The 25,604-nt window shown below is 35.4% G+C and carries 25 protein-coding genes and 1 riboswitch; of the genes, 12 read left to right on the plus strand and 13 right to left on the minus strand.

Going from position 1 to position 25,604, the window contains the following annotated elements; genetic code table 11:
- Window positions 1–126: 126 nt before the first annotated feature.
- The 3 genes from Y7E_RS0125755 (at window position 127) to Y7E_RS0125765 (ending at window position 2,592) form a co-directional block, all read left to right on the plus strand.
- Window positions 127–849 (plus strand): amino acid ABC transporter ATP-binding protein, encoded by a 723-nt coding sequence (locus Y7E_RS0125755; protein ID WP_017154087.1) that lies wholly within the window; start codon window positions 127–129, stop codon window positions 847–849.
- Window positions 850–962: 113 nt separating this feature from the next.
- Window positions 963–1,757, plus strand: coding sequence for an ABC transporter substrate-binding protein (locus Y7E_RS0125760; RefSeq protein ID WP_017154088.1), 795 nt, complete (start codon window positions 963–965; stop codon window positions 1,755–1,757).
- 142 nt (window positions 1,758–1,899) lie between these two features.
- Window positions 1,900–2,592 (plus strand): amino acid ABC transporter permease, encoded by a 693-nt coding sequence (locus tag Y7E_RS0125765; protein ID WP_017154089.1) that lies wholly within the window; start codon window positions 1,900–1,902, stop codon window positions 2,590–2,592.
- Window positions 2,593–2,646: 54 nt separating this feature from the next.
- Here Y7E_RS0125765 and desB read toward each other — a convergent pair whose 3' ends face one another.
- Window positions 2,647–3,732, minus strand: a complete 1,086-nt coding sequence (gene desB, locus Y7E_RS0125770; protein WP_017154090.1) for a Delta(10) desaturase DesB — start codon at window positions 3,730–3,732, stop codon at window positions 2,647–2,649.
- Between the two features lie 623 nt (window positions 3,733–4,355).
- Between desB and Y7E_RS0125775 the strand changes: the two genes are divergently transcribed.
- A complete protein-coding gene (locus Y7E_RS0125775; RefSeq protein WP_017154091.1) occupies window positions 4,356–5,882 on the plus strand; it encodes an FAD-dependent oxidoreductase in 1,527 nt (508 codons plus the stop codon).
- Window positions 5,883–5,910: 28 nt separating this feature from the next.
- Here Y7E_RS0125775 and Y7E_RS0125780 read toward each other — a convergent pair whose 3' ends face one another.
- On the minus strand, window positions 5,911–6,690 hold the full coding sequence (locus tag Y7E_RS0125780) for a nucleotidyltransferase domain-containing protein (RefSeq protein WP_017154092.1): 780 nt from the start codon (window positions 6,688–6,690) through the stop codon (window positions 5,911–5,913).
- A gap of 156 nt (window positions 6,691–6,846) precedes the next feature.
- Window positions 6,847–7,956: a PRK06851 family protein gene (locus Y7E_RS0125785; RefSeq protein ID WP_017154093.1), complete on the minus strand. Its 1,110-nt coding sequence runs from the start codon at window positions 7,954–7,956 to the stop codon at window positions 6,847–6,849.
- A 152-nt stretch (window positions 7,957–8,108) separates the two neighbouring features.
- Window positions 8,109–8,221: riboswitch (SAM riboswitch) on the plus strand.
- 88 nt (window positions 8,222–8,309) lie between these two features.
- On the opposite strand from Y7E_RS0125785, the gene Y7E_RS0125790 reads away from it, so the two are divergent.
- Complete coding sequence (locus Y7E_RS0125790) at window positions 8,310–8,945, plus strand: cyclase family protein (protein WP_017154094.1); 636 nt, start codon at window positions 8,310–8,312, stop codon at window positions 8,943–8,945.
- A 16-nt stretch (window positions 8,946–8,961) separates the two neighbouring features.
- Here Y7E_RS0125790 and Y7E_RS0125795 read toward each other — a convergent pair whose 3' ends face one another.
- From Y7E_RS0125795 to Y7E_RS0125805, 3 genes are all read right to left on the minus strand, one after another.
- The gene (locus Y7E_RS0125795) at window positions 8,962–9,345 is read right to left on the minus strand and encodes a hypothetical protein (protein WP_017154095.1); all 384 of its coding nucleotides are present in this window, start codon (window positions 9,343–9,345) and stop codon (window positions 8,962–8,964) included.
- A gap of 237 nt (window positions 9,346–9,582) precedes the next feature.
- On the minus strand, window positions 9,583–10,809 hold the full coding sequence (locus Y7E_RS0125800; protein WP_017154096.1) for an ATP-binding protein: 1,227 nt from the start codon (window positions 10,807–10,809) through the stop codon (window positions 9,583–9,585).
- Between the two features lie 206 nt (window positions 10,810–11,015).
- Window positions 11,016–11,255: a helix-turn-helix domain-containing protein gene (locus Y7E_RS0125805; RefSeq protein WP_087958035.1), complete on the minus strand. Its 240-nt coding sequence runs from the start codon at window positions 11,253–11,255 to the stop codon at window positions 11,016–11,018.
- Between the two features lie 191 nt (window positions 11,256–11,446).
- Here Y7E_RS0125805 and Y7E_RS0125810 point away from each other — a divergent pair, with 191 nt between their 5' ends.
- Window positions 11,447–11,815 (plus strand): hypothetical protein, encoded by a 369-nt coding sequence (locus Y7E_RS0125810; protein WP_017154098.1) that lies wholly within the window; start codon window positions 11,447–11,449, stop codon window positions 11,813–11,815.
- A 258-nt stretch (window positions 11,816–12,073) separates the two neighbouring features.
- Here the strand turns inward: Y7E_RS0125810 and Y7E_RS0125815 are convergent, their stop codons facing one another.
- Window positions 12,074–13,123: an NAD(P)/FAD-dependent oxidoreductase gene (locus tag Y7E_RS0125815; protein WP_017154099.1), complete on the minus strand. Its 1,050-nt coding sequence runs from the start codon at window positions 13,121–13,123 to the stop codon at window positions 12,074–12,076.
- A 326-nt stretch (window positions 13,124–13,449) separates the two neighbouring features.
- Between Y7E_RS0125815 and Y7E_RS0125820 the strand changes: the two genes are divergently transcribed.
- From Y7E_RS0125820 to Y7E_RS0125830, 3 genes are read left to right on the plus strand one after another with little or no spacing between them, the layout of a single operon-like run.
- Window positions 13,450–14,373, plus strand: coding sequence for an iron-hydroxamate ABC transporter substrate-binding protein (locus tag Y7E_RS0125820; protein WP_017154100.1), 924 nt, complete (start codon window positions 13,450–13,452; stop codon window positions 14,371–14,373).
- Window positions 14,374–14,421: 48 nt separating this feature from the next.
- The gene (locus Y7E_RS0125825) at window positions 14,422–15,456 is read left to right on the plus strand and encodes a FecCD family ABC transporter permease (RefSeq protein WP_026049355.1); all 1,035 of its coding nucleotides are present in this window, start codon (window positions 14,422–14,424) and stop codon (window positions 15,454–15,456) included.
- Window positions 15,456–16,460 (plus strand): FecCD family ABC transporter permease, encoded by a 1,005-nt coding sequence (locus Y7E_RS0125830; RefSeq protein WP_026049356.1) that lies wholly within the window; start codon window positions 15,456–15,458, stop codon window positions 16,458–16,460. Before Y7E_RS0125825 ends, Y7E_RS0125830 begins: the two co-directional genes overlap by 1 nt.
- 142 nt (window positions 16,461–16,602) lie before the next feature.
- Here Y7E_RS0125830 and Y7E_RS0125835 read toward each other — a convergent pair whose 3' ends face one another.
- On the minus strand, window positions 16,603–17,211 hold the full coding sequence (locus Y7E_RS0125835) for an SAM-dependent methyltransferase (RefSeq protein ID WP_017154103.1): 609 nt from the start codon (window positions 17,209–17,211) through the stop codon (window positions 16,603–16,605).
- Window positions 17,212–17,310: 99 nt separating this feature from the next.
- The gene (locus Y7E_RS0125840) at window positions 17,311–18,417 is read right to left on the minus strand and encodes a M20 peptidase aminoacylase family protein (RefSeq protein ID WP_017154104.1); all 1,107 of its coding nucleotides are present in this window, start codon (window positions 18,415–18,417) and stop codon (window positions 17,311–17,313) included.
- 214 nt (window positions 18,418–18,631) lie between these two features.
- Here Y7E_RS0125840 and Y7E_RS0125845 point away from each other — a divergent pair, with 214 nt between their 5' ends.
- Window positions 18,632–19,741, plus strand: coding sequence for a mandelate racemase/muconate lactonizing enzyme family protein (locus tag Y7E_RS0125845; RefSeq protein WP_017154105.1), 1,110 nt, complete (start codon window positions 18,632–18,634; stop codon window positions 19,739–19,741).
- 14 nt (window positions 19,742–19,755) lie between these two features.
- Window positions 19,756–20,451, plus strand: coding sequence for a hypothetical protein (locus Y7E_RS0125850; protein ID WP_017154106.1), 696 nt, complete (start codon window positions 19,756–19,758; stop codon window positions 20,449–20,451).
- A 79-nt stretch (window positions 20,452–20,530) separates the two neighbouring features.
- Here the strand turns inward: Y7E_RS0125850 and Y7E_RS0125855 are convergent, their stop codons facing one another.
- From Y7E_RS0125855 to Y7E_RS0125870, 4 genes are all read right to left on the minus strand, one after another.
- Window positions 20,531–21,238, minus strand: a complete 708-nt coding sequence (locus Y7E_RS0125855; RefSeq protein ID WP_017154107.1) for a M48 family metallopeptidase — start codon at window positions 21,236–21,238, stop codon at window positions 20,531–20,533.
- 123 nt (window positions 21,239–21,361) lie between these two features.
- Window positions 21,362–21,892: a YehS family protein gene (locus Y7E_RS0125860; RefSeq protein WP_017154108.1), complete on the minus strand. Its 531-nt coding sequence runs from the start codon at window positions 21,890–21,892 to the stop codon at window positions 21,362–21,364.
- A gap of 210 nt (window positions 21,893–22,102) precedes the next feature.
- Complete coding sequence (locus tag Y7E_RS0125865; RefSeq protein WP_017154109.1) at window positions 22,103–22,951, minus strand: pyridoxamine kinase; 849 nt, start codon at window positions 22,949–22,951, stop codon at window positions 22,103–22,105.
- A 499-nt stretch (window positions 22,952–23,450) separates the two neighbouring features.
- Entirely contained in the window at window positions 23,451–24,428 is a 978-nt protein-coding gene (locus Y7E_RS0125870) for a tRNA dihydrouridine synthase (RefSeq protein WP_026049357.1), read from the minus strand.
- Between the two features lie 740 nt (window positions 24,429–25,168).
- Between Y7E_RS0125870 and Y7E_RS0125875 the strand changes: the two genes are divergently transcribed.
- On the plus strand, window positions 25,169–25,603 hold the full coding sequence (locus tag Y7E_RS0125875; RefSeq protein ID WP_017154111.1) for a hypothetical protein: 435 nt from the start codon (window positions 25,169–25,171) through the stop codon (window positions 25,601–25,603).
- The last annotated feature ends 1 nt before the right edge of the window (window position 25,604 follow it).

Raw genomic sequence — 25,604 nt, forward strand, 5'->3', positions numbered from 1 at the left:
CTTCCTCATTTTACTTATTCCCTGACAATGTTTTTCGCAAAAAATAAAGGGTTTTGGCACTTTATGACTAATAACAAAAATAAGGGGCAACATTTGTAAAATACAATTTTGACTGGGGGGGTTGGTATGATTCAGGTTCAAAATCTAGTAAAATCGTTTGGTTCATTAGATGTTTTAAAAGGAATTAATTTAGAAGTAAAAGAAAAAGAAGTTGTTGTTTTAATTGGCGCAAGCGGTTCAGGAAAAAGCACTTTACTTCGCTGCCTCAACTTTTTAGAAATGTACGATGAAGGTGAAATTCACTTACAAGGAGAACGAATTGATCCAAAAAGTACAAACTTAAATAAAGTCCGCGAAAATGTTGGAATGGTATTTCAACACTTTAACCTCTTTCCACATATGACCTCATTAGAAAACATCATAGAAGCACCCATTCACGTAAAAAAACTAGACAAAGCAAAAGCAAAAGAAATTGGAAACGACCTATTAAAGAAGGTTGGCTTACAAGACAAAGAAAATATAACGCCCCACCTTTTATCTGGCGGACAAAAGCAACGTGTTGCAATCGCACGCGCACTTGCGATGAATCCTAAAATCATGCTATTTGACGAACCTACATCAGCTCTTGATCCTGAACTTGTTGGAGAAGTACTTCAAGTTATGAAAGAACTTGCTGGGGAAGGAATGACAATGGTAATCGTCACCCATGAAATGAACTTTGCACGAGATGTAGCAGATCGCGTCATTTTTATGGATGACGGACAAATTGTAGAGGATGCACCTCCAGAACAATTTTTTTCAGCACCGTCAAATGAGAGAGCAAAACAGTTTTTACGAAACATTTTATAAAAATATTTTAATCTCATCCGGGTAGCTTATCTCCCAATAGAAAAACTCTCATAGCACTTTGAAACGTGGCATTACTGCCCGTATGTAAAAGATAAATATTTAGGAGGGGTTTTGTGAGAAAGAAAATATTTACTGTTGTTGCAACTATTACACTATGTGCATCTTTTATACTTGGGGCCTGTAGTAAGGAAAGTAGTACAACTTCGACCAATGGCGAAAAGGAATTTCGTTATGCAATGAGTGGTCTATATAAGCCGTTTAACTTTAAAGAAAATGATGGAAAATTGGTTGGCTTTGATGTTGAAATTGGTGAGGCACTCGCAAAAAAAATGGGAATGAAGCCTGTTCCAGTTACAAATCCTTGGGAAACATTAATTCAAGGTCTAAAAGCAAAAAAATATGATGTGATATTAGGAAGTATGGCAATTACAGAAGAACGCTTGAAAGCCGTGAATTTTACGAATCCATACTATCGCTCCGGTGCACAAATTTTTGTAGCTAAAAAGAACAATTCCATTTCTTCAGTAGAAGACTTAAAAGGAAAAAAAATCGGTGTTGTAAAAGCTAGTACATTTAAAGCACTTGTCGAAAAACATACAGATCAAATCACAGAATATGATAGTGACGTTACAGCTCTTATGGATTTAGAACCAGGCCGAGTAGATGCTGTTATTACAGATCAAATGGTTGGTCTTCGTATGATAAAAGAAGGTAAATCAAATATAAAAGAAGCTGGCAAACCATTAAATCTTGATGAAATGGGAATTGCAATTCGCAAAGATGATAAAGAAATGGTGAAGAAGGTAAACAAGGCATTAGATGAAATTATTAAAGATGGCACATATGAAAAAATCAGTAAAAAATGGTTTGGACGCAATATTCTTGGAGAAGAAGAAAAGACAAAATAAAATGACTTTCTTTCTTTACAAACCAGAATGGATCTACTCTTCTACAGGACAAACCATTTTTAATCCATAAGTGATGCCCCACCTCAGCCGTGGGGCATTTGCATCTATTTCTTAAAACAAAATCTATATTGAGGTGACACTAATGATTGAAATTTTTATATCGACATATCCTACCCTTCTAAAGGCCGTTGTCATAACATTACAATTAACATTAACTTCCTTACTACTCGGTTCATTAATTGGACTACTATTTGCCTTCTTTCGTATTTCTAATAATAAAGTATTAAATAGTATTGCCCATGTTTACATCGCTATTATCCGTGGTACACCTTTAATCGTACAAATCGCAATTCTTTACTTTGGTATTACATCTGTCATTGTCTTCACACCTTTTTGGGCGGGGGCAATCGCTTTAGCTATTCATAACGGAGCATATATTACCGAAATTTTCCGCGGTTCTATTCAATCTGTCGATCGCGGACAATTAGAAGCTGCCCGTTCCCTAGGAATGTCTTATCCACTGGCTATGCGACGTATTATATTACCACAAGCATTTCGTCTCTCTATTCCACCTCTAGGAAACCAATTTATTATCGGATTAAAAGATTCTTCACTTGTTGCCTATGTAGGTATGTCAGAATTATGGGGCTCTGGACTCTCTATAGCAGCTGGTAACTTCCAACAATTAGAAACATATATTGTTGTTGGTATATACTATCTTGCACTCGTACTTTTATTTACCTATCTCGTAAACCTTTTAGAGAAAAGACTTCAGCGTAAACAAAGTAATTCTTTGCAAGTAAATAAAGGGAAAGAAAAGGCAGCCTCTTTATAAAACTAAAAGCAAGCTACTGACAAAGTAGCTTGCTTTTAATTGACTTATCTATCATCATGGATTCACTTTTTTGATAGTTTCCTGCTCTTCTATATGCTCCTCACGATACGCAATATTATCAGGATCTAATCCATTTCCTAAAGAACCATAGAAATGTTCCCTATGAGGATCGACTAATTCACTGCCTTGATAGTATACGCGAGGCGTGTTCCAAAGCGCTGCTAATGCTTTCGTCATCGGCATTTCATGATAACGCTCCGGCCACATTTCTTTAATCTTCTCTTTTACTAACGGGTAATATTTTGAACTCATAGCAGGGAACAGATGATGTTCTGTATGATATGAGAAATTAAAATGCAAAACGTCAACCCAGCGCGGCACTGTTACGGACAAACAGTTAGCTAGTGGATCATTCACAGGAACAATTGGGTTTAAGCGATGGTTTGTTGCAATATATGCCATTACAATAAAGTTTGCAATTAGTAACGGAATCACATACGCAAACAACCACTTTGCAGGCCCCAAAATAAATAGTAAGCTAATCCACACTGTCCACGGCAAAAGAAGTTGAAGCCATACAGATCGTTGATTCGATGACTTAAATTCTTTTATAAAATGAAAGAACATACGAGTTGAATGTATTGTAAATTGAATTGTTAGTGACAGAAAACTAAAGAAAGAACGTACATGAAGCGGCATACGATACACCCATCTTAAAAACTTACTCTTCTTCATCTTTTCAAGCGTTGGCCATGCATCAGGATCATGTTCCTCATGTTGCGTATGCACATGGTGCGTCGCATTATGCCACTTTCTCCACAATTTTGGTCCTGTAGACAATGGCATAAATGCAATTGCCCCTAAAAAATCACGAAGCCATGCCTTTCTTACAACCGTTCCGTGCAAAATTTCATGTCCTAAAAATCCAAGCGAAGCAAAACATAACCCGAGAACAATCGCAATCCCGAGATTTGCCCACACATTCAAGTCGAATAAACCGATCGTTATTAATCCAGCTACCGCCACAAGTAAATAAGCCAGTCCACCAAACAAACGAGTTGGAACTGGTTTAAATGCTTTTTTTGGCAAATGCGGCGATACACGTGCTGCATACCATCCAAACGTATGAAGCTCCTTCATCCTTTTGCCCCTTTCTTATGCCGCGCTTACGCAACTTGCATAAATCAATTCTTGTTTCCAGATTGATAAAACTAGTTAATTACAAAAAGCATTTATAATAAGTAATTCATACTCACTCTACCGTCACTCATTTTTGCTTTTATTATCAATGAAAAACATTTCTCTTTTTACTCTTTATCAACCTTTCTACATGATGAATCATATCAATAGACTTTCTGTATTGTCAACAACTTTTATGACCTAGTAATAAAATGTGATTATATTTTTATAATAATATTTTATTTCACCAAAGAAAAAACATAGATTTTATAAGCTTTTATCCGTTATATATATAAATACTTTAACATATAAGAAAATTAGCTTTATTCAAGAATAACTTATATATGAACAGAAATAATTCTTTATGAAATTGACTGTCATTTAAAATACGTTTATGACGAAACACGCGTTTTTTATTATACTAAAATAATTTTTACGTTTTTTAAATATTTATAACTTATTCTTAATTTCCTTCTGTTCACTGTACAGCATTCCCCTATTTTAAATAAAAAATAATCTACATGAATTTCATATAAATTGGAAAAATTAAGTAGTAAATTGTTTTAAAACAGGAGGGATATACGATGACAAATGATTCATTTCCCCAATTTCCAGAACCGTACTGGCGTGATTCTACTTCACTCCCTATTTTTCCAAAGCTATCAGAAAATATAAGAACAGAAGTTGCAATTATTGGCGCTGGAATTACAGGCATTACAACTGCTTATTTACTTGCAAAAGAGGGTATGAAAGTTGTTTTAATCGATTCCGGAAATATTTTAAATGGAACGACAGGCCATACAACTGCAAAGATTACTGCACAACATGACCTCATTTATGATGAACTGATTAATCATTTTGGAGCTGATCAAGCTCGGCTATACTATGAGGCAAACGAAAAAGCATTGCAATTTATTAAAGAAACAATCCAAACAAATAACATCGACTGCGACTTTACTGAAGAAGATGCCTACTTATATACAACTTGCAACGATGGATTACGGAAATTAACAAAAGAATACGAAGCTTATAAAAAGCTAAACATTCCTTGTGACTATACTCAATCCATTTCAATTCCTATCTCAGTTCAAGCAGCGCTTGCTATGAAAAATCAGGCACAGTTCCATCCTCTTCATTATTTAAAAAATCTTGTCGAACGTTTTATTGAAGCTGGCGGAACGATCTATGAGCAGACCACTGCAATCGATATTGAGAAAGGGTTCTATCCACAAGTTATTACAAAAGATGGCCATCGGATTACATGTGGATATGTCGTATCCTGTTCCCACTTTCCTTTCTATGATGCAACCAACTTTTTCTTCGCAAGAATGTATGCAGAGCGCTCCTACGTTCTCGCAATAAAGGCAAAGAATGATTATCCCGGAGGCATGTATTTAAGTATCGATAACCCTACACGTTCCTTACGCTACACAACAATGAATGGAGAAAAACTCATTCTCGTTGGTGGAGAAAGCCATAAAACAGGACAAGGAATTAATACGATGCTTCATTATGAAGCACTGCACTCTTTCGCGGAAGAAACATTTGGGATAGATGAAATTCCTTACAGATGGTCAACACAAGACTTAATTACTCTAGATAAATTGCCTTACATTGGTCATATTAATGAAAATAATCCAAACATATTCGTTGCAACAGGTTATCGTAAATGGGGTATGACATCTGGAACTGCTGCAGCACAATTACTAACAGCTTCAATTACAAAAACAGATAGCCCTTACAAAGAACTCTTTGCTCCATCACGATTCCATGCAGATCCAGATATAAAAACATTCCTGTCTCAAAACCTTGATGTGGCAAAACATTTGATTGAAGGCAAGTTAGAATTTGCTCTCCGTAAACCAGAAGACCTTGAAAACGGTGAAGGTGCAGTTGTAAGAGTTCACGGAAAACGTGCAGGTGCTTATAAAGACAAAGAGGGAAAATTACATATTGTTGATACGACCTGTACACACCTTGGCTGTGAAGTAGAATGGAACAGCGGTGATTGTACGTGGGATTGTCCTTGTCATGGCTCACGCTTTTCAATTGAGGGGGATGTAATTGAGGGGCCAGCAGAGAAACCACTGAAGCGGGTTGATGGAGAATAAAATTAGCTAAAATAAACAGAGCACCAATCTACTGGTGCTCTGTTCCTATTTCAAATAACATATCTCGAAACAAACCATTCAACATCTCAACTTCAATACCCTTTCCTTTTTCAATTCCCTTCACATACTCCTGATAGTACTTTATCTGCTCCTCCAAAAACTCATTTAATACCATAATTTTTGGACCAGCATCTAGCTCAACACCAGCTTTTTTCTTTATTAGTAAATCTTCAATTTCATTTAAAATTTTTTGTTCTAGTGAAAGTTCAGTAATTAATCGTTCAAATTCTACAGGCGGTAATGTCCCTTTCTCTTCTAACCACTTGCAAGCTAAAATAGGGCGCAATACGTAGAAGTACTTTTTCAACTTCACACTCTCTCCTTGTAGAAATTCACGATAGTTTTTTGAAGCCATATGTAAGTAGTGATAAATCGTTGCTTTTGGATCAAAATCGTTTTCGCTCATTTTCTGTAGGCGTTCTGGAAGAGTCGAGTTCTTAGAATAAAAAATTGGAGAGCGGATCCATTCTAATAGTGCTGGATTTGATTTTGCAAATAGCTGCAGTGCTTTTCTAATATCCCAACCACTTATATCTAAAGCATCACTAATTGGATACTCAATAACATCACGTTTTTCATTTACGGATAAATACCAATCTACTGGATGAATATATACAAATCTAACATCGTAATCACTATCTTTCGACGGGAATCCCCACGCACGGCTTCCAGATTCCACCGCAAATAAAATCTTTACATTATTCTCTTTCTCAATTCTCTCTAATTCCAATTGAATTTTTTCCCTCATATGTATCATCCTCATTTTCTGATCATTTCCCTGGAAATTCGACAAATATAATATACTTATTATTGAAGTGTCATTCTACTGCTAACATCGATATATCGAGAACTCTTTAGTATGTAAGGAAGCTGTCAGGTCCTTCCTGACAGCTCTACAATCACTTCATTTTTGCTGCTCGCTAACAAACTTGGCAATTCGCTCAAATTCACTCTGTATTTCGTCTTTATACGCATCTACTTTTGTAAAATCCATCGCAGTAATATAAATTCGTTCCAATTTATCTCGAACTGCTTTTGCTTTCGCTAAAAAAGACATCGCTTCACTCATTTTTGTTTTATATTGAATGGAAACATCGCGAATTTCTGTAGCATATTTTTCATCCGTTCCCGGAGTAACAATGAGATTATACATATCAATAATCTCATCACCTTCTCGCTCAGGAAAATATTCATGCGGTGCGGTGCTGTCAAAGATTGCAAAACCTAATTCTCTTACAATAATCATATCAAGGCTATTCGGGTCAAAGCCGCAATGATACACTTCAACTTCAAAATCTTTTTCTTCTGCTGCTGCTGCTAACTTTTTTAACATCGTTGATTTCCCTGACCCCGGGCGTCCTTTTATAAAATAACGATGCAGGATACCTTCTGTTAAATTTGGAACGAAATCAACCGCACCTTTTGGTGTTGCTGCCCCTAAAAAACGGTGCTTTACAACTGCTTGTTTTCCTTTGTTATCTGCGAATAACTTTTGTATAAGCTGATTTGTTAATTCATTCGCTTTTTGAAAATCAATATTATCAATATAAATTCTCTCCCAATCATCATGTATAGCTAATGCTTCTTTGAAACAATCATATGCTGATTGAAATGCACCACTTGCTTCTGAAATATAACGTGTAATAGCAACTTTATGTTTTCGTAATTTCTCTGAATCCCATGCAACACCTAAGTTTACGTATTCTTCTACAACTCCAGGTGTTTTGGGCTCAATAACATGGGGTGCTGTTCCATCTACAATTCCTACTTTTAGTTTTGGAATAATAACACCATCGATGGATTTGTTATCAGAAGAACAATGCAAAAGTTCAATATCATATCCTCTTTCAGCCCACTCACGCCCAATTGCTTTCATCAGTGAGGATTTTCCTGTTCCTGGACCACCTTTCAAAATGAAAAGCCTTTCCAATCCACTTAAACTTTCTTCATATAAACTATAAAAACCTCTCGCTGTATTTCCTCCAGCATAATAATTTAAAATCTTCCCTGTCACTGCACTCACTCCTTTGCAGCAGTTTACTTACATAAGCTACCATATGCTGGAACCCTTAGTTGGGTGAATACCTATTGTCATTCTTGAAATAAAAAAGGAAATGAATTACAATAACAATAACAAAAAAATATGAATTTTAAAACTAAATAAATTCCTTATCGAGAGAGGCAGAGGGACTGGCCCTTTGAAGCCCGGCAACCTCAGTTTATATAAACTGAACAGGTGCTAAATCCTGCAAAATGCAATGCATTTTGGAAGATAAAACATGAATTTACATGCAAGTATGTAAAGCCTATCTTTCTTGATTTGAAAGATAGGCTTTTTATATTTTAAAAATTATTGGAGGTATCCCGATGAAAGTAATCGATTTATCACAAACATTCGAAAACAATATGTCTCAATTTCCTGGAACACCGCCGATTCATCTAGAACCTATTACAAGTGTTGAGGAGGCTGGATTTCAAGTCACAGATTTTCATTCAGTTGTTCACGTTGGTACACATTGCGATGCACCTGCCCATTTTATTTCAGGTGCAACAACAATTGATCAATTACCACTTGATCAGTTTGTAGGTGAAGCTATTCTAGTTGATGTAACACATGTACAAGAACGAAAATTGCCTAAGGAAGTATTACATGATGCTGGGGTAAAAGAAGGAGATATCGTCATTTTCCATTCTAATCTCTCAAACAACTGGAATACAGAAGCATATGAAAAAGAAGCCTTTTATCTTTCAGAAGAACTTGCTGAAGAATTAGTTAGATTAAAAGTAAAATCTGTCGGTTTAGATTTCATTTCTCCCGATGAAGTGACGACCGAAACATCACCAATTCATCATATTTTATTAGGGAATAATATTTACTTAATTGAAAACTTAACAAACTTAGACGCGATTAAAACGAAACGTTTCTTCTTTTCAGCGGCACCATTAAAAATTAAAAATAGTGATGGGGCATTTGCAAGAGCGTTTGCAGTTATTTTTGAATGAATGAAAAAAGCAGAGATCACCTTTGATCTCTGCTTCGATGTTTTCTATTTAAATTAAAGAAAAATTGTTCAATACGAGGACGAACCCATGCAAAATAATCTTTATCTTTCTTTTTCGTACAAATGATTTCTTCTCCGTCAACCATTCCAACAAGCTCTAGCTCTAACAATTGCCTCGTAAATTCTAGAATATTTACTTCTTCTTCTGGATATTCTTCCTTTAACTTCTCTTCGATTTCTCCTAATAAAAAGCCGTCACGCATCATTGCAAGTGCATCAATACAAAGTGGCGGCATTTCATATTTTTCGCCTGTAATTGTATCTTTTACAATATAATTCTTTTGCTCTTTTCGAAATTGAATAGTGTGTAAACATACAGCCGAATTTAATGTTAATTCCATCATACCACCTCTTTCATAATATCTGCATAGAAAAAAGGATGCGTGTGCACCCCTCTTTTTAATTCACGTAAAACAAAAAACTACAAACCGTTATATGAGCAAGAAGCTGCATACCGATATTTTTCTCCATTATAAACTAAGTGTTTTATAAAAAAAAGCATTCTCGAATCTTTTTATAAAATGTTTATATTTACACAACAAGAGCACTTTTCAGAAAAGTACTCTTGTTTCGAATTTCTATATAGTTGGCAATGTTATTTCTACTTTTGTGCCTTCGCAAACGTCACTTTCAAATTTGATATCCCCTTGATGTTCTGCAATAATTTTGTGTGTAATGATCAAGCCAAGACCAGTTCCATTCTCCTTTGTTGTATAAACAGCTTTTCCGAGTTTTTCTATTTTCTCACTATCCATACCACATCCTTCATCCTGAATACAAATACAAACTTTTTCTTCAATCGTTTTAGATGCATAAATCTTTAAATTTCCACCATCCATCATAGATTCAATTCCGTTTTTCACAAGATTTATTACTACTTGCTTTAATTGTTTTTCGTCACCATTTATATCAGGTAAGTCTTCATCTACCTGTATATAAATTTTTACAGCGTACTGCATTGCATAACTTTCCATCAATTGAATAACATATAACAAAATCTTTTGCATATCACACAATTGATAAGTTGTTGGTCTTGGCTTTCCAAGCAGCATTAATTCACTAACAAACTCATTGATTCTCTCAATTTCTTGTAGCATAATATCATAACTAGCAACATCAGTTGGATTACGTTCCTTTTGAATTTGAGTAAATCCTTTTAAAGCTGTTAACGGGTTTCGAATTTCATGTCCAATTGCTGTTGACATTTTTCCAATTAGCACCAGATTTTTAGTTTTCTCTATATCTTTTAGCGCTTTCACAACTGTACGAACATACGACTGAAACCTCTTTAATAAAGAGTGTGAAATGATGAAAAAAAAGATGCATAGCACTAGCGGAATGAAAACTTTCACATCTCTTAACAATAAAGCAAAAAAAGTATACTTACCAATTATACTGAGAGAGACTAAATAAAAGTATTTTTTATTCACAAAGACCGGTGCAAAAAGTATTAGAAATATTTCTACCATATTTCCATTTTCAAATACTCGATCTGTTTTTAAATAAATCATTAAATTATTTATAAAATCAATTAGCATATAGCCCATTAAGAACAAATATTTAACAGCATATGTATGCCCTATCTTTTGAAGATACATTGAAATTGGAAATAATAAACTTACAAAAATATATACCCAAAATCCTAGTCCACCTTCTGGCCACCCGACTTGTGCTTCATTTATATTCATTGCAGGATATATGTAATAATATATAATGTCATATACAAAGAAGATAATATAAAATAATAATAAAAATACCTTTAAAGCTTCTCTTTCTTCCTGAACTATGCTTTGAAATTTGTTCATATAAATACCTCTCTTAAGCGAAACAAAAGTATATTACATGTATTCGTATTATAATACTATACTTATGAAATTGCTTTCAGAACAATATGTACTCCTTTAAATATATTAAAATCCTTCTATTGTGCAATCAAAAAACGTTTCAAGATATTTACTCTTCACATCTTGAAACGTTTTTCTTATAATTCTGTATCATGGAGTATGATAACTTAATCCTCGTCTTTTACATCCATATCTTCTGGAATTGGCTCATTTAATATTTCTTCTACTAATTGCTTATATTTTTCCATTTGCTCTAAATGTGTATTGAACTGTTCTTTATTCAGCAAATATTGCTCACCGTCATACACCGCCCGAATTCGTTTTTGTTGAACTAATTCTTCAATATAAGATTCTGGAAGATTTAAATATTCCGCTGCTTCTTTTATCGTTATATACAATGGTTTCATTCCCTTATTATTTTTTCATATACAGCATTCATCTTACTTTATTATAGGATACTTTTGTAAACAAAATAAAAAGATTTTGTAAATACAAATCAAAAAGCAGGTAGATACATACCATATATTGTATAATAGTATAGTAAGCGTTTTTAAAATATAGATGGTATTTACCCATTTACACAAAGGAGAGTTAACATATGGCTACTCGTCACATCATTACAATGCTAGAGCAATCATTACAAGCTGAAACAGAGCACACTGCTTCTCATCTATCTAAAGTGTTACCACAAAGGATTCTTGAACAAACAATGGCTGCAAACGAAGACACACACTACAACACAATTGGAGAATGGTATAAAAATCATTTCTTATTCCAGCAAAATGATTTTCTCTGGGCTAAATATGCCTACTATGATGCATATTGTGAGGCATTACAAAATCAAGGTCACCTAACAAAACGTGTGCGCCATATACTAGAGTCTGTGGCTAGAAAACATGGAAAACAATACATTGCTTCCGTGCAAAATATACAATTTCCTGATCACCATGCAAAAGGCACTGCATAATTTGCTAAGTTCCAGGATAAACGTAGCACAGTCAGCTCGGTCTCTAGAAGAATCCAAAAATAAAATGTTCACGTCTTCCTATCCCTTTTTTTCAAAAATAGATCCACAAGACGTGAACTTATGAAACCGGTGTCAAAAAAAATGATAGAAAACATAGGAAACAGGAAAACACCCAGCTTACTTCCCTTCTTAATATGAATGGAAAAGTAACTGGGTGTTTATATATAACTAGGAAAATACCTCTTTTTAAAGGATTTCTTATTTCATCATTTGCTTAATAAGCTCCCTATTACGCTGTTTAAACACATCATTATGTGAAGATACCATTCCATACTCACTCGCATCTGGCTGAATAAATTGTTTTGCTTTATTTACAGCATTTCCAGCATCTTGGAAAGCACCAGCTATTAAATGTAATTTGCCTTCATGCTTTAAAATATCTCCAGCAGCATATAGCCCTTCTATTGAAGATTCGCTGTTCACACTTCCCGCAATAAAATAATTATCAATGATTTCGACACTCAACTCACTATTTTCCAATAATGTCATATCACGTTCATAACCGTGATTAATGATTACTTCATCAATTAGTAAATATGAAATCTCTCCTGTTTCATGATTCGTTAGTTCCACGCGTTCAATCGCTTCATGATTATTACCTGCAATTAATTTTGTAATTGATGTATTAAAGAAACAATCCACTGAGCTATTCATAAGCTGGGTAACTTGTGCTTCATGACCAGACAAAGCCTCTTTTCTATATGTTAAATACACCTTTTTCGCAATTGCCTCCAATTCATTCACCCAATCTATAGCTGAATTCCCTCCACCTGAGACAATAACAGTCTTATCTTTAAAGTGCTTTAAAGATTTTACAGTATAATTTAAATTCGATACTTCAAACCTCTCTGCACCTTCAATTGCTAACTTTTGTGGTTTCAGTATTCCGCTTCCAGTAGCTACAATGACTGTTTTTGAAAAATGTTTTTGACCAGAGAAAGTTGTTAACACAAAAATCCCCTCTTGATTCCGGGTGATTGACTCTACCTTTTCATTCAACACTACTTCTGGACGAAATGTTAACCCTTGCTCCACAAGCTGATCAATTAATTTTGCCCCTGTAACTGGTGGCAATCCCCCGATATCCCAAATCATTTTTTCTGGATAAACATGTATTTTTCCACCTAAGTGTGGTTGAAATTCAATTATCTTTGTTTTCATTTCTCTCAGTCCACTATAAAACGCTGAGTAAAGCCCTGCGGGACCTCCTCCAATCACGGTCACATCAAATAATTCTTCTGGATTCATTTGTGTTCACTCCTCGACCATCCTCTTAAATGATTATCATTCTCATTAAAATATACCTTTTTTCTTTTCACTTTACAATCAAAATAACTATTGACAATAGAAAAATATAAAATTATATTATTAAGGAATCGATAGTGATAATCATTATCAATTTGTAAACTATTAACAAAATTGGAGAAAAAATTATGATTCATTTTTTTATAGATCACTCAATTATTTTATGATAAAAAATCTCAGTATCAAGATTTATAAGAACAATTAATTACAAGACACCTATCTTGTTAGGAAGCTATACATTACATACACTTTATAGAAGGAGAAGAAAAATGAAAAAATTATTCATTTCACTTACAGTTCTATTCGTACTCGTTATGAGTGCTTGTAGCAACGGCTCGACAGATAAGAAAAACGATTCAAATGCAAAGGGAAGCAAATCAGAAACAATTACATACCAATCTGAAAATGGTAAAGTTGAAGTTCCCGCAAATCCAAAACGCGTTGTTGTACTATCATCATTCGCAGGTAACGTAATGTCTTTAGGTGTAAATCTTGTTGGTGTAGATTCTTGGTCTAAACAGAATCCACGTTTTGAGAAGAAATTAAAAGATGTTGCTGAAGTATCAGATGAAAATGTAGAAAAAATTATCGAACTAAATCCAGATTTAATCATTGGTTTATCAAATATCAAAAACATCGATAAGTTAAAGAAAATCGCTCCTACTGTAACATTCACATATGGAAAAGTAGATTACTTAACACAACATTTAGAAATCGGTAAACTATTAAATAAAGAAAAAGAAGCAAAAGCTTGGGTTGATGATTTCAAAAAACGTGCACAAGCAACAGGAAAAGATATTAAAGCGAAAATCGGCGACGACGCAACAGTTTCTGTTATCGAAAACTTCAATAAACAAATTTATGTATACGGCGAGAACTGGGGCCGTGGAACAGAAATTCTTTATCAAGAAATGAAATTAAAAATGCCTGAAAAAGTAAAAGAAAAAGCTTTAAAACCAGGTTACTATGCATTATCTACTGAGGTTCTACCTGAGTATGCTGGTGATTATTTAATTATAAGTAAAAACAAGGATACTGATAATTCATTCCAAGAAACAGAATCATATAAAAATATTCCAGCTGTGAAAAACAATAGAGCATTCGAAGTAAATATGATGGAATTCTACTTTAATGATCCACTTACATTAGATTTCCAACTAGACTTCTTCAAAAAAAGCTTTCTTGGTCAATAGTACAGCAAAGAGGAATTCTTAAAATAAGAATTCCTCTTCCTTTATTCTATGAAAAGAAAAGATGTGAAACTGATGACAAAAGATAATCTACGTTCCACCTCCTTTATATACAAATTCATTTTAGGAAACGTTGTGTTCTTTCTTATTTTTATAGCCGCGATGGTATTTGGTGCGGCAGACACTACTGTAAAGGATGTATGGTTAGCACTTACTTCTTCAGCTAAAGGTGAAAAACTTTCTCTCATCCGTGAGCTGCGTTTACCACGTGAAATTGCAGCCATTTTTGTTGGAGCTGGACTCGCGGTTTCTGGTGCCATTATGCAAGGACTAACTCGAAATCCACTCGCTGATCCAGGGCTGCTTGGCTTAACTGGCGGAGCTAACGCTGCACTTGCCATTACAATTGCCTTTATACCTTCTGTAAATTACTTTTATATGATGATTGCCTGCTTTATTGGAGCAGCAATCGGTGCAATTATGGTTTTTGGAATTGGTATGCTGAAAAAAGGCGGACTTTCCCCTCTTCGAATTGTACTCGCTGGTGCTGCTGTTTCTGCATTCTTAATCGCAGTTTCAGAAGGGGTGGGGATTTATTTCAAAATCTCACAAGATGTATCCATGTGGACTGCTGGAGGCGTAATTGGAACATCATGGAGCCAATTACAAATCATTGTTCCAGTTATTTCAGTAAGTATCTTTATTGCAATTTTATTTTCAAAGAAATTGACGATTCTAAGCCTAAGCGAAGAAGTTGCAATTGGCTTAGGACAAAAGATTATCGTCATTAAAACCATTCTTTTTATTACTATCATTTTACTTGCTGGTGCTTCTGTTGCACTTGTTGGGAATATGGCATTCATAGGTTTAATGGTACCTCATATGGTACGTCCAATCGTCGGACCAGACTATCGTTTTGTTATCCCAATGTCTGCTATCGTTGGTGCTTCTTTTATGTTACTTGCGGATACAATTGGACGTACAATGAATGCTCCATATGAAACACCACTTGTTGCCATTGTCGCAATCGTAGGTTTACCATTCTTCCTATTCATTGTACGCAAAGGAGGAAGAACACTCTCATGATTCAACAATCTATTATAAAAAAACAGCGCATCATTATACTTGCCTTACTGATACTTATTATCGCAACTATCACAGTGGGAATGGGTCTTGGAGCTGCCTCACTCTCCTATGATAGATTGCTTCCAACTTTGTTTGGGCAAGGGACTTTTAAAGAAGAATTTGTTTTATTCTCCCTCAGGTTGCCTAGAATTACCATTACACTATTAGCTGGTATGGCACTGGCCTTATCAGGGGCGATATTACAAGGAATTACTCGAAATGACCTCGCTGAACCTGGAATTATCGGTATTAACTCAGGAGCTGGTGTAGCGATTGCGATTTTCTTTTTATATTTTCCAATCGACGCAGGTTCATTTGTTTACTTGTTACCAGTTGTTGGATTTATCGGTGCTTTTATTACGGCTTGTCTAATCTATGTCTTTTCATATAAAAAAGCTACTGGACTTCAGCCTACAAACTTAACATTAACGGGGATTGGATTCTCATTCGCCCTTTCAGGAACAATGATCGTAATCATTTCCTCTGCTGAACGTGCCAAAGTAGACTTTATTGCAAAATGGATTTCTGGAAACATTTGGGGAGATGATTGGGTCTTTGTTTTAGCCATCATTCCATGGTTAGCTGTACTCATTCCATTTACTTTCTATAAAGCAAATCGTCTAAATATCCTTGCATTAAACGAACCAGTAGCGATCGGTGTCGGTATCGAAATCGAAAAAGAACGTCGCTCCCTACTATTAGCAGCCGTTGCATTAGCTGCTGCTGCCGTTTCAGTCACAGGAGGCATCGCCTTTATCGGACTTATGGCCCCTCACATCGCAAAATCTTTAGTAGGTCCTAGACATCAAATGTTCGTCCCTATAGCCGTTCTAATCGGCGGATGGCTTCTACTACTCGCAGATACAATCGGCCGTCATATTGTCGAACCTAGTGGTATTCCCGCGGGGGTTGTGGTTGCTTTGATTGGTGCTCCTTATTTTATGTATTTGTTGTTAAAGAAATAGAAAAATCCCTTGAGAATGCGTTTGTTCTCGAGGGATTTTTTGCTTTTACTTATGATGCGGTTCATCCTAATAAATTCTACAGCTTCAATCATATTATTTATTAGAATTAACTACTCAATCTTTTTCTAACTTCTTATTTTTTCTATCCTCCAAACCCATAAACCAAAAATCGCTCATTCCCATTCCTCTCATAAGCCTCAGGCAACCTGACTTCCTCCTTCAACTCAAATGCCGTTTGATTCTCTAAGAAAAAGATATAATCCTCCGAAGGATAATACAAAATAAGTTCAATGTCTCTCTCTACTTCTTCCACTGAAAGCAATATATTATTTACGACATTCATAAACACTTGTACCGAAAATGGATTAAAGAAATAAAACCGATTATCACGCGGGTCAATCTCATACTCTTGTGCTAAGCAACATTGAAATTGAATTTTATCTTTACTGTTTCTCGATTTTCTCGCATAACGTTCACGATTTTCCATCGCTTCTTCGTAAAACGTCTCATTCATTTCTATTCCAACGGCTGAAGCACCACATGCATGATGAATATAGAAATTCAGCCGTCCTTTTCCGCATCCAAAGTCAACAACTCGGTCACTACCTTTTAATTCATATTGATTGAATAATGTTTCTAATGCGCTATATGGGGTTGGTTCATAACGATGATAGTGTAACGACTTGTTGAATCCTTTTTGGTCTCCTACTGTTTTTATGTTCAGCACTGCATCATAATATTGTTCGTTCATTGATTTTCTCCTACTAAGAAATGATACTTTTTATTATACACTACTAGAAAATCCCACAAAAAAAGCCTGATAAAATCAGGCTTTTACTTTAAACCAATATTATTTTAAAGCTTTCAACACAGTTTGCTTCATTATTTCTACCCCATCCATTATACAAGCGTGATCAAACTTCATATAAGGATGGTGTAACCCAGGCTTTAAATTTGCTCCTAATCCTAACATAACAGCTTTTAAGTGCGGTCTTTTGACCGTATAGTAATGAAAATCATCACTTCCTGTAGTAAAAAGCGGCGGGGTGCAGCCTTCCTCTCCATATATTTCAAGAATTCCTTTACGCATGAGCTGTTCTGCCTCTTCCGATACCTCTGCCCCGGGTGCAATATCAACCCATTCGTAAGAAATTTTCGTTCCCATTGATTCAGCTGATTGAATGACATGTTCTATCTTTTTCATTAACTCTTCTAGCAATGCATTACTCTCAGCTCTCACGTCTAAACCGAATTGTCCATTTCCTGGAATGATATTTAAATTGTCTCCACCAGCTTGGCATTTCGTCATTTTGACAGAGTATGATTTTTGTGGTGAGAACCAAATGTTTTTTAATCCGATATTAATCATAGAGATGACATCAATGGCATTCACACCTTGATGTGGACGTGCCCCATGCGCGTCATCCCCATGTATATTAGCTTTTAAAAACCCTGCTGCCCCGTGTCTAATTGATGGCGCAGCTTGTTTTAAAGGTAATTCTTCAATTGGGCGTAAATGAACACCAAATAAAAAATCAGCGTCATCTACAGCACCTTTCTCCACCATCTTTAGAGCACCATTTCCTTTTTCTTCTGCAGGCTGGAAAATAAATCGGACAGTTCCTCTTTCCCAATTCGCATTTTTCAGCTGTAAAATAAGTCCCATCGCAATCGTCATATGAGCATCATGACCACAAGAATGATTCGCTTTGTACTCCCCATCTACTTCTTGCCATAATGCATCCATGTCCGCACGAATCGCGATAACCGGTTTTCCCTTTCCCATTTCAGCTATTATTCCAGGACAATCATCAAATACTTTATATGAAACTTCTTCTTTTTCTAGAAATTTAGTAATATAAGCCGTTGTATTATATTCTTTCCAACTTACTTCAGGGTTCTCATGTAAATACTGAAAAATTCCGTTTAAACGATCTTGAAGCTCTATTGTTTTCAATTTCCCTTTCTCCTTCCTAAATTCGAAGCAGTTTTCTCATTTATAAAAATCCTATTTCGAAAAACATATTGAATATTCACATAAATGTCAAGACATTGTCCCTACATTTTTTTTGAAATATAATAAGGTAATCAACATTATAATTCTGAAAATTCTTTTTAATATCACTCATCGCTAGCTTTAACTCTATAATACAAAGGACGTGGATTATACAATGAAAATTACAGCTATTCATCTTTATGCAATTCGTTTACCACTTCGCAATCCATTTATTATTAGCTATGGCTCTTATCATGATATGCCTTCCATTATTGTAAAAATCGAAACAGATGAGGGTATTATTGGTTACGGTGAAGGCGTCGCTGATGATCACGTGACAGGCGAATCATGGGAAAGTACTTTCCATGTTTTAAAACATACGTTAGCTCCGGCCCTAATCGGTGTAAATCCAATGAATATCGAAAAAGTACATGACATAATGAATCAAACTATCTATGGAGTTCCTACCGCAAAAGCTGCAATTGATATTGCTTGCTTTGATGTAATGGGTAAAAAGGTAAATCAACCTGTTTATCAATTAATTGGTGGTCGCTATCATGAAGAGTTTCCCATTACTCATGTTTTAAGCATCGCTTCTCCAGAGAATATGGCAGAAGAAGCTGCTTCCATGATAAATAAAGGGTATCGATCCTTTAAAATGAAGGTTGGAACAGATGTCACAAAAGATGTTGAGAGAATTGAAGCTGTGCGTGAACGAGTAGGGAATGATATCGCAATTCGCGTGGATGTAAATCAAGGCTGGAAAAATAGTGCTAATACGCTAACTGCATTACGCTCACTCGGACATTTGAACATTGACTGGATTGAACAACCTGTTATAGCTGACGATATTGATGCAATGGCCTTTATTCGCTCCAAAACAGACCTTTCTCTTATGATTGACGAAGGATTAAAAGGCTCACGTGAAATGCGCCAAATTATTCAAATGCAGGCAGCTGATAAAGTGAACATTAAGTTAATGAAATGCGGCGGAATATACCCTGCTGTCAAATTAGCTCATCAAGCCGAAATGGCCGGAATTGAATGCCAAATTGGTTCCATGGTCGAATCATCCATTGCTTCTTCTGCAGGCTTCCATGTTGCTTTTTCAAAAAAAATCATTACAAGCGTTGAACTAACAGGACCATTAAAATTCACAAAAGATGTCGGTAACCTTTCCTATGATGTACCTTTTATTCGCCTAACAGAAAAGCCAGGATTAGGCGTTGATGTTAATGAAGATATACTAAATGAATTAACCGTTTTTCAAGACGTTGTTCGCTAAAGGAGGACCACCGCATGAACATTCTTTATGAAGGAACATTAAAACAAAACGCGCAAATATTCAAAGTCGCACCATTATCTTTCGATCACATCGAGCAAATCCTATCATTACAGAATATTGTAATTGAAGCATTAGAAAATAAGGATAGCTTGCAACCTCTTACGTTAGAAGAATATCAGTATATATTAAAAGGTAATGGCATGATGATTGGTGCGTTTATAGAGCAGGAACTGATTGCATTTCGTGCACTCTTAGTTCCGCCTGTCGATGACGAACATTTAGGGTTTGATATTGGTTTAACTGAGAATGACTTAGACCGTGTTATTTATCAAGAAATCTCAAATGTTCATCCAAAGTGCCGCGGGAACGGAATGCAAAAAATATTGGCGAAAGTGATTATGGAGCAATTAATACAATCAGACAGCAAATACGATTACGTTTGCTGTACCGTTGCGCCTTTTAACATCCCTAGTTTAAAAGATAAGTTTACGCAAGGGATGGAGATTGCGGCGCTGAAGGAGAAGTATAGCGGGAGTATGCGGTATGTTTTTGTGAAGGAGTTGCGTAAAGATATAGAAAGAGATTGGACGGATGTTAAAAGTTTCCCGATGAGCGATCTTCGTGAACAACAGGCATTGCTTTCAGAAGGTTATCGTGGATATGAAATGGAGAAAACAGACGAAGATTTTGTCGTGAAGTTTGGACGATAATCCATATGCAAAAAGAACCCTAGTTCATTAGGGTTCTACTTTATTTCATTCCACATATCCAGAGTAATAGTACTCACTACTAAACCGTCATCTTCCAACTCGATAACGCTAACCAGTTTTCCATTTCCTTATAATCAGGCATTATCTTCCCAACAAGACGCCAAAAGGAACGATCGTGATTTAAATGAACCATATGGCACATTTCGTGAACGACTACATAATCAATCACCCTCTGAGGTGCCATTGCTAACTTCCAATTAAACGTTAACTGCAGATTTGAATCGCAAGTTCCCCATGTACGGTTACTATCTGAAATACGGATTGAACGCGGTTTTGTTTTAAAGTTACTTTGGTAAGATTTGATACTCTTCTCTACTAACGCTTTACACTGCTTATAATAAAATCGTTTTAGGGCTTGTTTTATTTTCTCATTCTCAAGCTCTTTCACATATATATGCAGCTTGTCCCCTTCAAACACTGCATTGTCTTGCTGAACACTTGCATCTTGAGAAATCTGTATCGGATATGTATTCCCTAAATATAGAAAGCTCTCGCCTTGATTATAAGCTTTCTCCCGTGGCCCAAGCACTCGCTCCTTCATTGCCTTGCGTGTTTTCTGAATCCAATCCCACTTCTCCTCTAGCAATTGGATTACGTATTCAACAGGCGTTCCTTTAGGAGCCTGAACTTCAACATTTCCGTAAGAATCTATATAAATACGTACGGATTTTTTCTTCTTGTAATTTATATGAAAATTAATTGTCTCACCTGAATATGTATGTATCATTTCATCACCTAGAGTATTTATTCATGTTATTTTTACAAACAAAAAAGAGTAGGCTACAAACAACCTACTCTATCTATTATATCATTTACTGTTTTAACATAAATGTTACAATGCTTATATTCCTTATCCTCTATATTTAACAGCTAGTCCCTTTAAGAAGTTTCTTGCATATCTATCGCCGCACGCTTTGTAATTCTTATGACCTTTTTTTCTTAATAGAGCGCCTAGTTCTCCTTTTGTTACCTTAACTCCTACGCTGTCTAATATATCAAGCACATCCTCACTCGTTAATGCTAGTGCTATTTTCATTTTCTTTAAAAGAAGGTTATTGGCACTTTCATTGCTCTGTAAAGGCATCGCTTGTCCTTCTGATTGTCCTGGTTTCGGATCTTGTTTCCCTCTTTTAAAAGTAATAAAACCATTTAAAAATGACTCTAACATCATAATGTCGCATGTTAGTACGTAATCACTTTCAACCACATCAGCATTTTCAGCTTCATGTTGGGGACTTTTCTTTAATTTGGTAAGCATATCAACTACTTCTTCTTTCGTTACTTCAATGCCACCAAGTTTAAATATTTCCACCATATCTGTATCTTTTATATCCATAGCATATCTTACTCTCTTTAATATATCGTTGTTGCTCATAGCCATTGTTATTCCTCCTAAAATATTGATTGTTTATCCAGCAGTTAAAGTGTATTCTCTAACATGCTATAAACTATCGTGTTAAATATAATCGTATCATCAAGAATCACCCTTAAGATTATATCCCTATCACTTTTAAACTAATGTCTGCTAAATGAATACTTTAACATTTTAAAGCCGTGTTTTTAGACATTTTATCCGGAATAAAGTTTTACTTTATAATAACATTCTCAAATATTTTTCGAAGTTAACTCCTTCTACTTCAGAAATTTGCTCCAAAGAGGTATCATGAATGGCTGCTGTTAGAAATGCCTCTGCAAGCTGCACAGATTTTTCTAGACCCTCTTCTCGCATCATGCTTCCCATTATGATAGAAGCAAATAAATCACCCGTACCAGAATAACTGTTACCATTATACGGAATTGTACCATAAAGGGTTTTATTCCCGTCCAAATACATATTCCCGATAAACTGCTTATCTGGATCTGCTGACGGTGGATTCACGCCAGTTATGATCACCTTAGCATCAGTTTCTTGCTGCAATGTTTTTCCAGCTTCTTCTAACGCTTCGATAAAATCACTTTCATTTAAATAGCTATATAGTTTTTCATAAGATAATCCAGTTAATAGACAGCACTCCGTTACATTTGGTGTAATAACATCTGCACATTTCACAAGTTCTCTCATTCGCACTAGCAATTCTTCTGTAAAAAGTTTATAGGCCTCACCTATATCCCCCATCACAGGATCCACAAGCAAGATGGTTTCTTTTGTATGAAATTTATCTAAAAAACGAAAAATATTATCAATTTGCTCTCGGCCAGTTACAAATCCGGTATAGATTCCATCAAAGGTTACATGAAGCTTACTCCATTCCTCTTCGAAATATTGCATTTTAGATGTAAAATCTTCACAAAAAAAACTTGGATAACCCGTTTGTGCAGACAATATAGCCGTTGGTAAAGGACATGCCTGCACCCCCATTACCGAAAGAACCGGAATCGCAGCTGTTAATGAACATTTTCCAAAAGATGATAAATCCTGTATTACAGCGACTTTTTTCATAATAACCTCCATAAGATCTATCCCACTTAAGCTTTATTCATATTATCACAAATAAAAAATAGGAAAAATTCCCGTTAACCCCGAGGAATAACTACACCATTTACCTTTCAACTAAGTTAAATGGCTTTCTAACACTAAAAAACTTACGCCTTCAATTCTACATTCACTAGTAGAAAGCATCTCTTATGATATCTTTGGAAATATTCGGATTCAATATAGTTTCGTTAATCCTTTTCAAAAAACTTAAAAAAGCAGCGCCCCCTTATCAGAGAGCTGGCTGCTTTATTTTAAAATAAGTGTACCGCCACACACTCCACATGTGCAGAGTGTATGTGGCAACACAAGGGTGCTGGTGGGTTTATTACATTCTTAAAACCTGTTTCTTTCAGAAAACAGACCTTATCAAAACAAAAGTTATCGACTGCAAAGGAACTTGAAACTGAATAAAATAAATACACATGAATTGATGCGATTCATTTTCCCTCTAACTCCTTGAGAGTTACATCATTTCACTGTCCCCGTCTTTTTCAAATTTATCAAGCAATGCACGCACTTCATCTGTTGATTTCGTGCCCATCAATTGATTTCTTAATTCAGCAGCTCCATGGAATCCTTTTACATAAATTTTGAAAAAGCGATGAAGTCCTGTGATTGAACGTGGTAGTACTTCCGCATATTGATCTTGAAGATCAAGCTGTAGTCTTAAAAGATCAAGGTGTTCTTTACTGCTATGCTCTTTTGGCTCTTTTTCAAAAGCAAAAGGATTTTTAAAAATACCTCGCCCAATCATAACGCCATCAATACCATATTTTTCAGCAAGCTGCAGCCCAGTTTGACGGTCAGGAATGTCTCCATTGATTGTTAGTAGCGTATTTGGTGCGATACGGTCACGTAATTTTTTGATTTCCGGAATTAGCTCCCAATGTGCATCTACTTGGCTCATTTCTTCTCTTGTACGTAAATGAATAGAAAGGTTCGCAATATCCTGTTTTAAAATATGCGTTAACCACTCCTCCCACTCATTTACCTCCTTAAAGCCAAGTCGTGTTTTCACGCTGACAGGCAGTCCGCCCGCTTTTGCTGCTTGAATAAGTTCTGCCGCAACGTCTGGACGCAGAATAAGGCCACTACCTTTTCCTCTTGATGCCACATTCGGTACTGGGCAGCCCATATTAATATCGATGCCTTTAAATCCTAGCTCTGCCATGCCAATACTCATTTGACGGAAATATTCGGGATTATCCCCCCAAATATGTGCCACCATTGGCTGTTCATCTGCTGTAAAAATCAAACGGCCACGCACACTTTTCATACCCTCTGGATGGCAATAGCTATCCGAGTTTGTAAACTCTGTGAAAAATACATCCGGTCGACCGGCTTCACTTACTACGTGACGAAAAACAACATCTGTCACATCTTCCATTGGTGCAAGTACAAAAAATGGTCGTGGTAAATCACGCCAAAAATTATCTATCATTCCAAACTCAAATCCTCTCACTATGAATACAACTTCAAACTCTCGATCAAAAAATATAAAGCCAAATGTTACACTTATATCATGCTTCATAACTTATTATCAAACACACGTACATTTGTGCATTTATAATTTGTAAAAATCGGCAATGTTTATTTTAACTAAAATCAGGCCTGAATGGTATTTTTATAAACCAAAAAGCAGATGGTATAGATTTTTTCTATATCAACTGCTTTTCTATTATACCAACTTAAGCCAAGCCACACACTCCACATGAGTAGTATAAAGTATATTATATCATTTAATTTACCCTATATTACCGTTGTGTATTTTATTGCAAAGAAAATACACCGTAATGTTCTTTTCATGCATTGAATGTATTTAATTTATTTTAAGTGTGTGGTCATTTTTGTGGTCGGTGGTCAAAAGAGCTGAGTTTATATTCAGCTCTTTTCATTGAAATTCTGGTACAACGTACACTTTTATATAGATATCGTTTTCCATTGTACTTGTTTTTATAAACTGTATTGGATATTGATGTTTACTCAAAAACACTCATCTGTTCAGGTGCTTTTGGATTAAATACGAAATTTAAGATCGATGAATTTTTGGGTGTAGCTGACTGATTATAGTCAGCTTTTTTTACATAATTTTTGTAAGGTTTTTGTAAGGTAAAGGAAAGTTTAGAGACAGATTAGGGTTGTAAGATGAGCTTGTGTTTAAAAAATGGAGGTGCTTTAAAAGTGAAAAAAGTATTAAAAAGTTTAACAGTTACATCACTAGTTTTAAGCGGCGGATTCCTTTTTGGTTTTAGTGAACAAACAAGTGCCGCTAGTCCTCAATCAAATAAGGCTGAGGTTTCTACCGAAAATCGAGGTATAGCATCATATGAATTTTCCTTCTATGACTTAAGCGACCTGAGGGGAACGGAATTTTTCACTCTAACTCCAGGGAGTGCAAAGAATTTCTTAGGGAATGATGATATATCGTCTATAAAAATGCCTCCATCCTCTTCTATCACCATCTATACTGATCTTAATTACGAAGGGAAAACGAAAACATTTAGGAATGAAAGTGAGTCAGATTACTTAACTGTTAATTTAGATGAGCATTATATTAAAGGAACTAATAAGAAATGGAATAATAAGGTTGGATCATTAAAAACAAAACGTATATAAC

This window comes from Bacillus bingmayongensis (assembly GCF_000299035.1).
GTDB lineage: Bacteria > Bacillota > Bacilli > Bacillales > Bacillaceae_G > Bacillus_A > Bacillus_A bingmayongensis.

What these genes read in the sequence shown, in the direction of transcription:
- Y7E_RS0125755 (WP_017154087.1), top strand. Translation starts at nt 127, where the DNA reads ATGATTCAGGTTCAAAATCTAGTAAAATCGTTTGGTTCATTAGATGTT.
- Y7E_RS0125765 (WP_017154089.1), top strand. Translation starts at nt 1,900, where the DNA reads ATGATTGAAATTTTTATATCGACATATCCTACCCTTCTAAAGGCCGTT.
- desB (WP_017154090.1), bottom strand. Translation starts at nt 3,732, where the DNA reads ATGAAGGAGCTTCATACGTTTGGATGGTATGCAGCACGTGTATCGCCG.
- Y7E_RS0125775 (WP_017154091.1), top strand. Translation starts at nt 4,356, where the DNA reads ATGACAAATGATTCATTTCCCCAATTTCCAGAACCGTACTGGCGTGAT.
- Y7E_RS0125780 (WP_017154092.1), bottom strand. Translation starts at nt 6,690, where the DNA reads ATGAGGGAAAAAATTCAATTGGAATTAGAGAGAATTGAGAAAGAGAAT.
- Y7E_RS0125790 (WP_017154094.1), top strand. Translation starts at nt 8,310, where the DNA reads ATGAAAGTAATCGATTTATCACAAACATTCGAAAACAATATGTCTCAA.
- Y7E_RS0125795 (WP_017154095.1), bottom strand. Translation starts at nt 9,345, where the DNA reads ATGGAATTAACATTAAATTCGGCTGTATGTTTACACACTATTCAATTT.
- Y7E_RS0125800 (WP_017154096.1), bottom strand. Translation starts at nt 10,809, where the DNA reads ATGAACAAATTTCAAAGCATAGTTCAGGAAGAAAGAGAAGCTTTAAAG.
- Y7E_RS0125805 (WP_087958035.1), bottom strand. Translation starts at nt 11,255, where the DNA reads ATGAAACCATTGTATATAACGATAAAAGAAGCAGCGGAATATTTAAAT.
- Y7E_RS0125810 (WP_017154098.1), top strand. Translation starts at nt 11,447, where the DNA reads ATGGCTACTCGTCACATCATTACAATGCTAGAGCAATCATTACAAGCT.
- Y7E_RS0125815 (WP_017154099.1), bottom strand. Translation starts at nt 13,123, where the DNA reads ATGAATCCAGAAGAATTATTTGATGTGACCGTGATTGGAGGAGGTCCC.
- Y7E_RS0125820 (WP_017154100.1), top strand. Translation starts at nt 13,450, where the DNA reads ATGAAAAAATTATTCATTTCACTTACAGTTCTATTCGTACTCGTTATG.
- Y7E_RS0125825 (WP_026049355.1), top strand. Translation starts at nt 14,422, where the DNA reads ATGAAAAGAAAAGATGTGAAACTGATGACAAAAGATAATCTACGTTCC.
- Y7E_RS0125835 (WP_017154103.1), bottom strand. Translation starts at nt 17,211, where the DNA reads ATGAACGAACAATATTATGATGCAGTGCTGAACATAAAAACAGTAGGA.
- Y7E_RS0125845 (WP_017154105.1), top strand. Translation starts at nt 18,632, where the DNA reads ATGAAAATTACAGCTATTCATCTTTATGCAATTCGTTTACCACTTCGC.
- Y7E_RS0125850 (WP_017154106.1), top strand. Translation starts at nt 19,756, where the DNA reads ATGAACATTCTTTATGAAGGAACATTAAAACAAAACGCGCAAATATTC.
- Y7E_RS0125855 (WP_017154107.1), bottom strand. Translation starts at nt 21,238, where the DNA reads ATGATACATACATATTCAGGTGAGACAATTAATTTTCATATAAATTAC.
- Y7E_RS0125860 (WP_017154108.1), bottom strand. Translation starts at nt 21,892, where the DNA reads ATGGCTATGAGCAACAACGATATATTAAAGAGAGTAAGATATGCTATG.
- Y7E_RS0125865 (WP_017154109.1), bottom strand. Translation starts at nt 22,951, where the DNA reads ATGAAAAAAGTCGCTGTAATACAGGATTTATCATCTTTTGGAAAATGT.
- Y7E_RS0125870 (WP_026049357.1), bottom strand. Translation starts at nt 24,428, where the DNA reads ATGATAGATAATTTTTGGCGTGATTTACCACGACCATTTTTTGTACTT.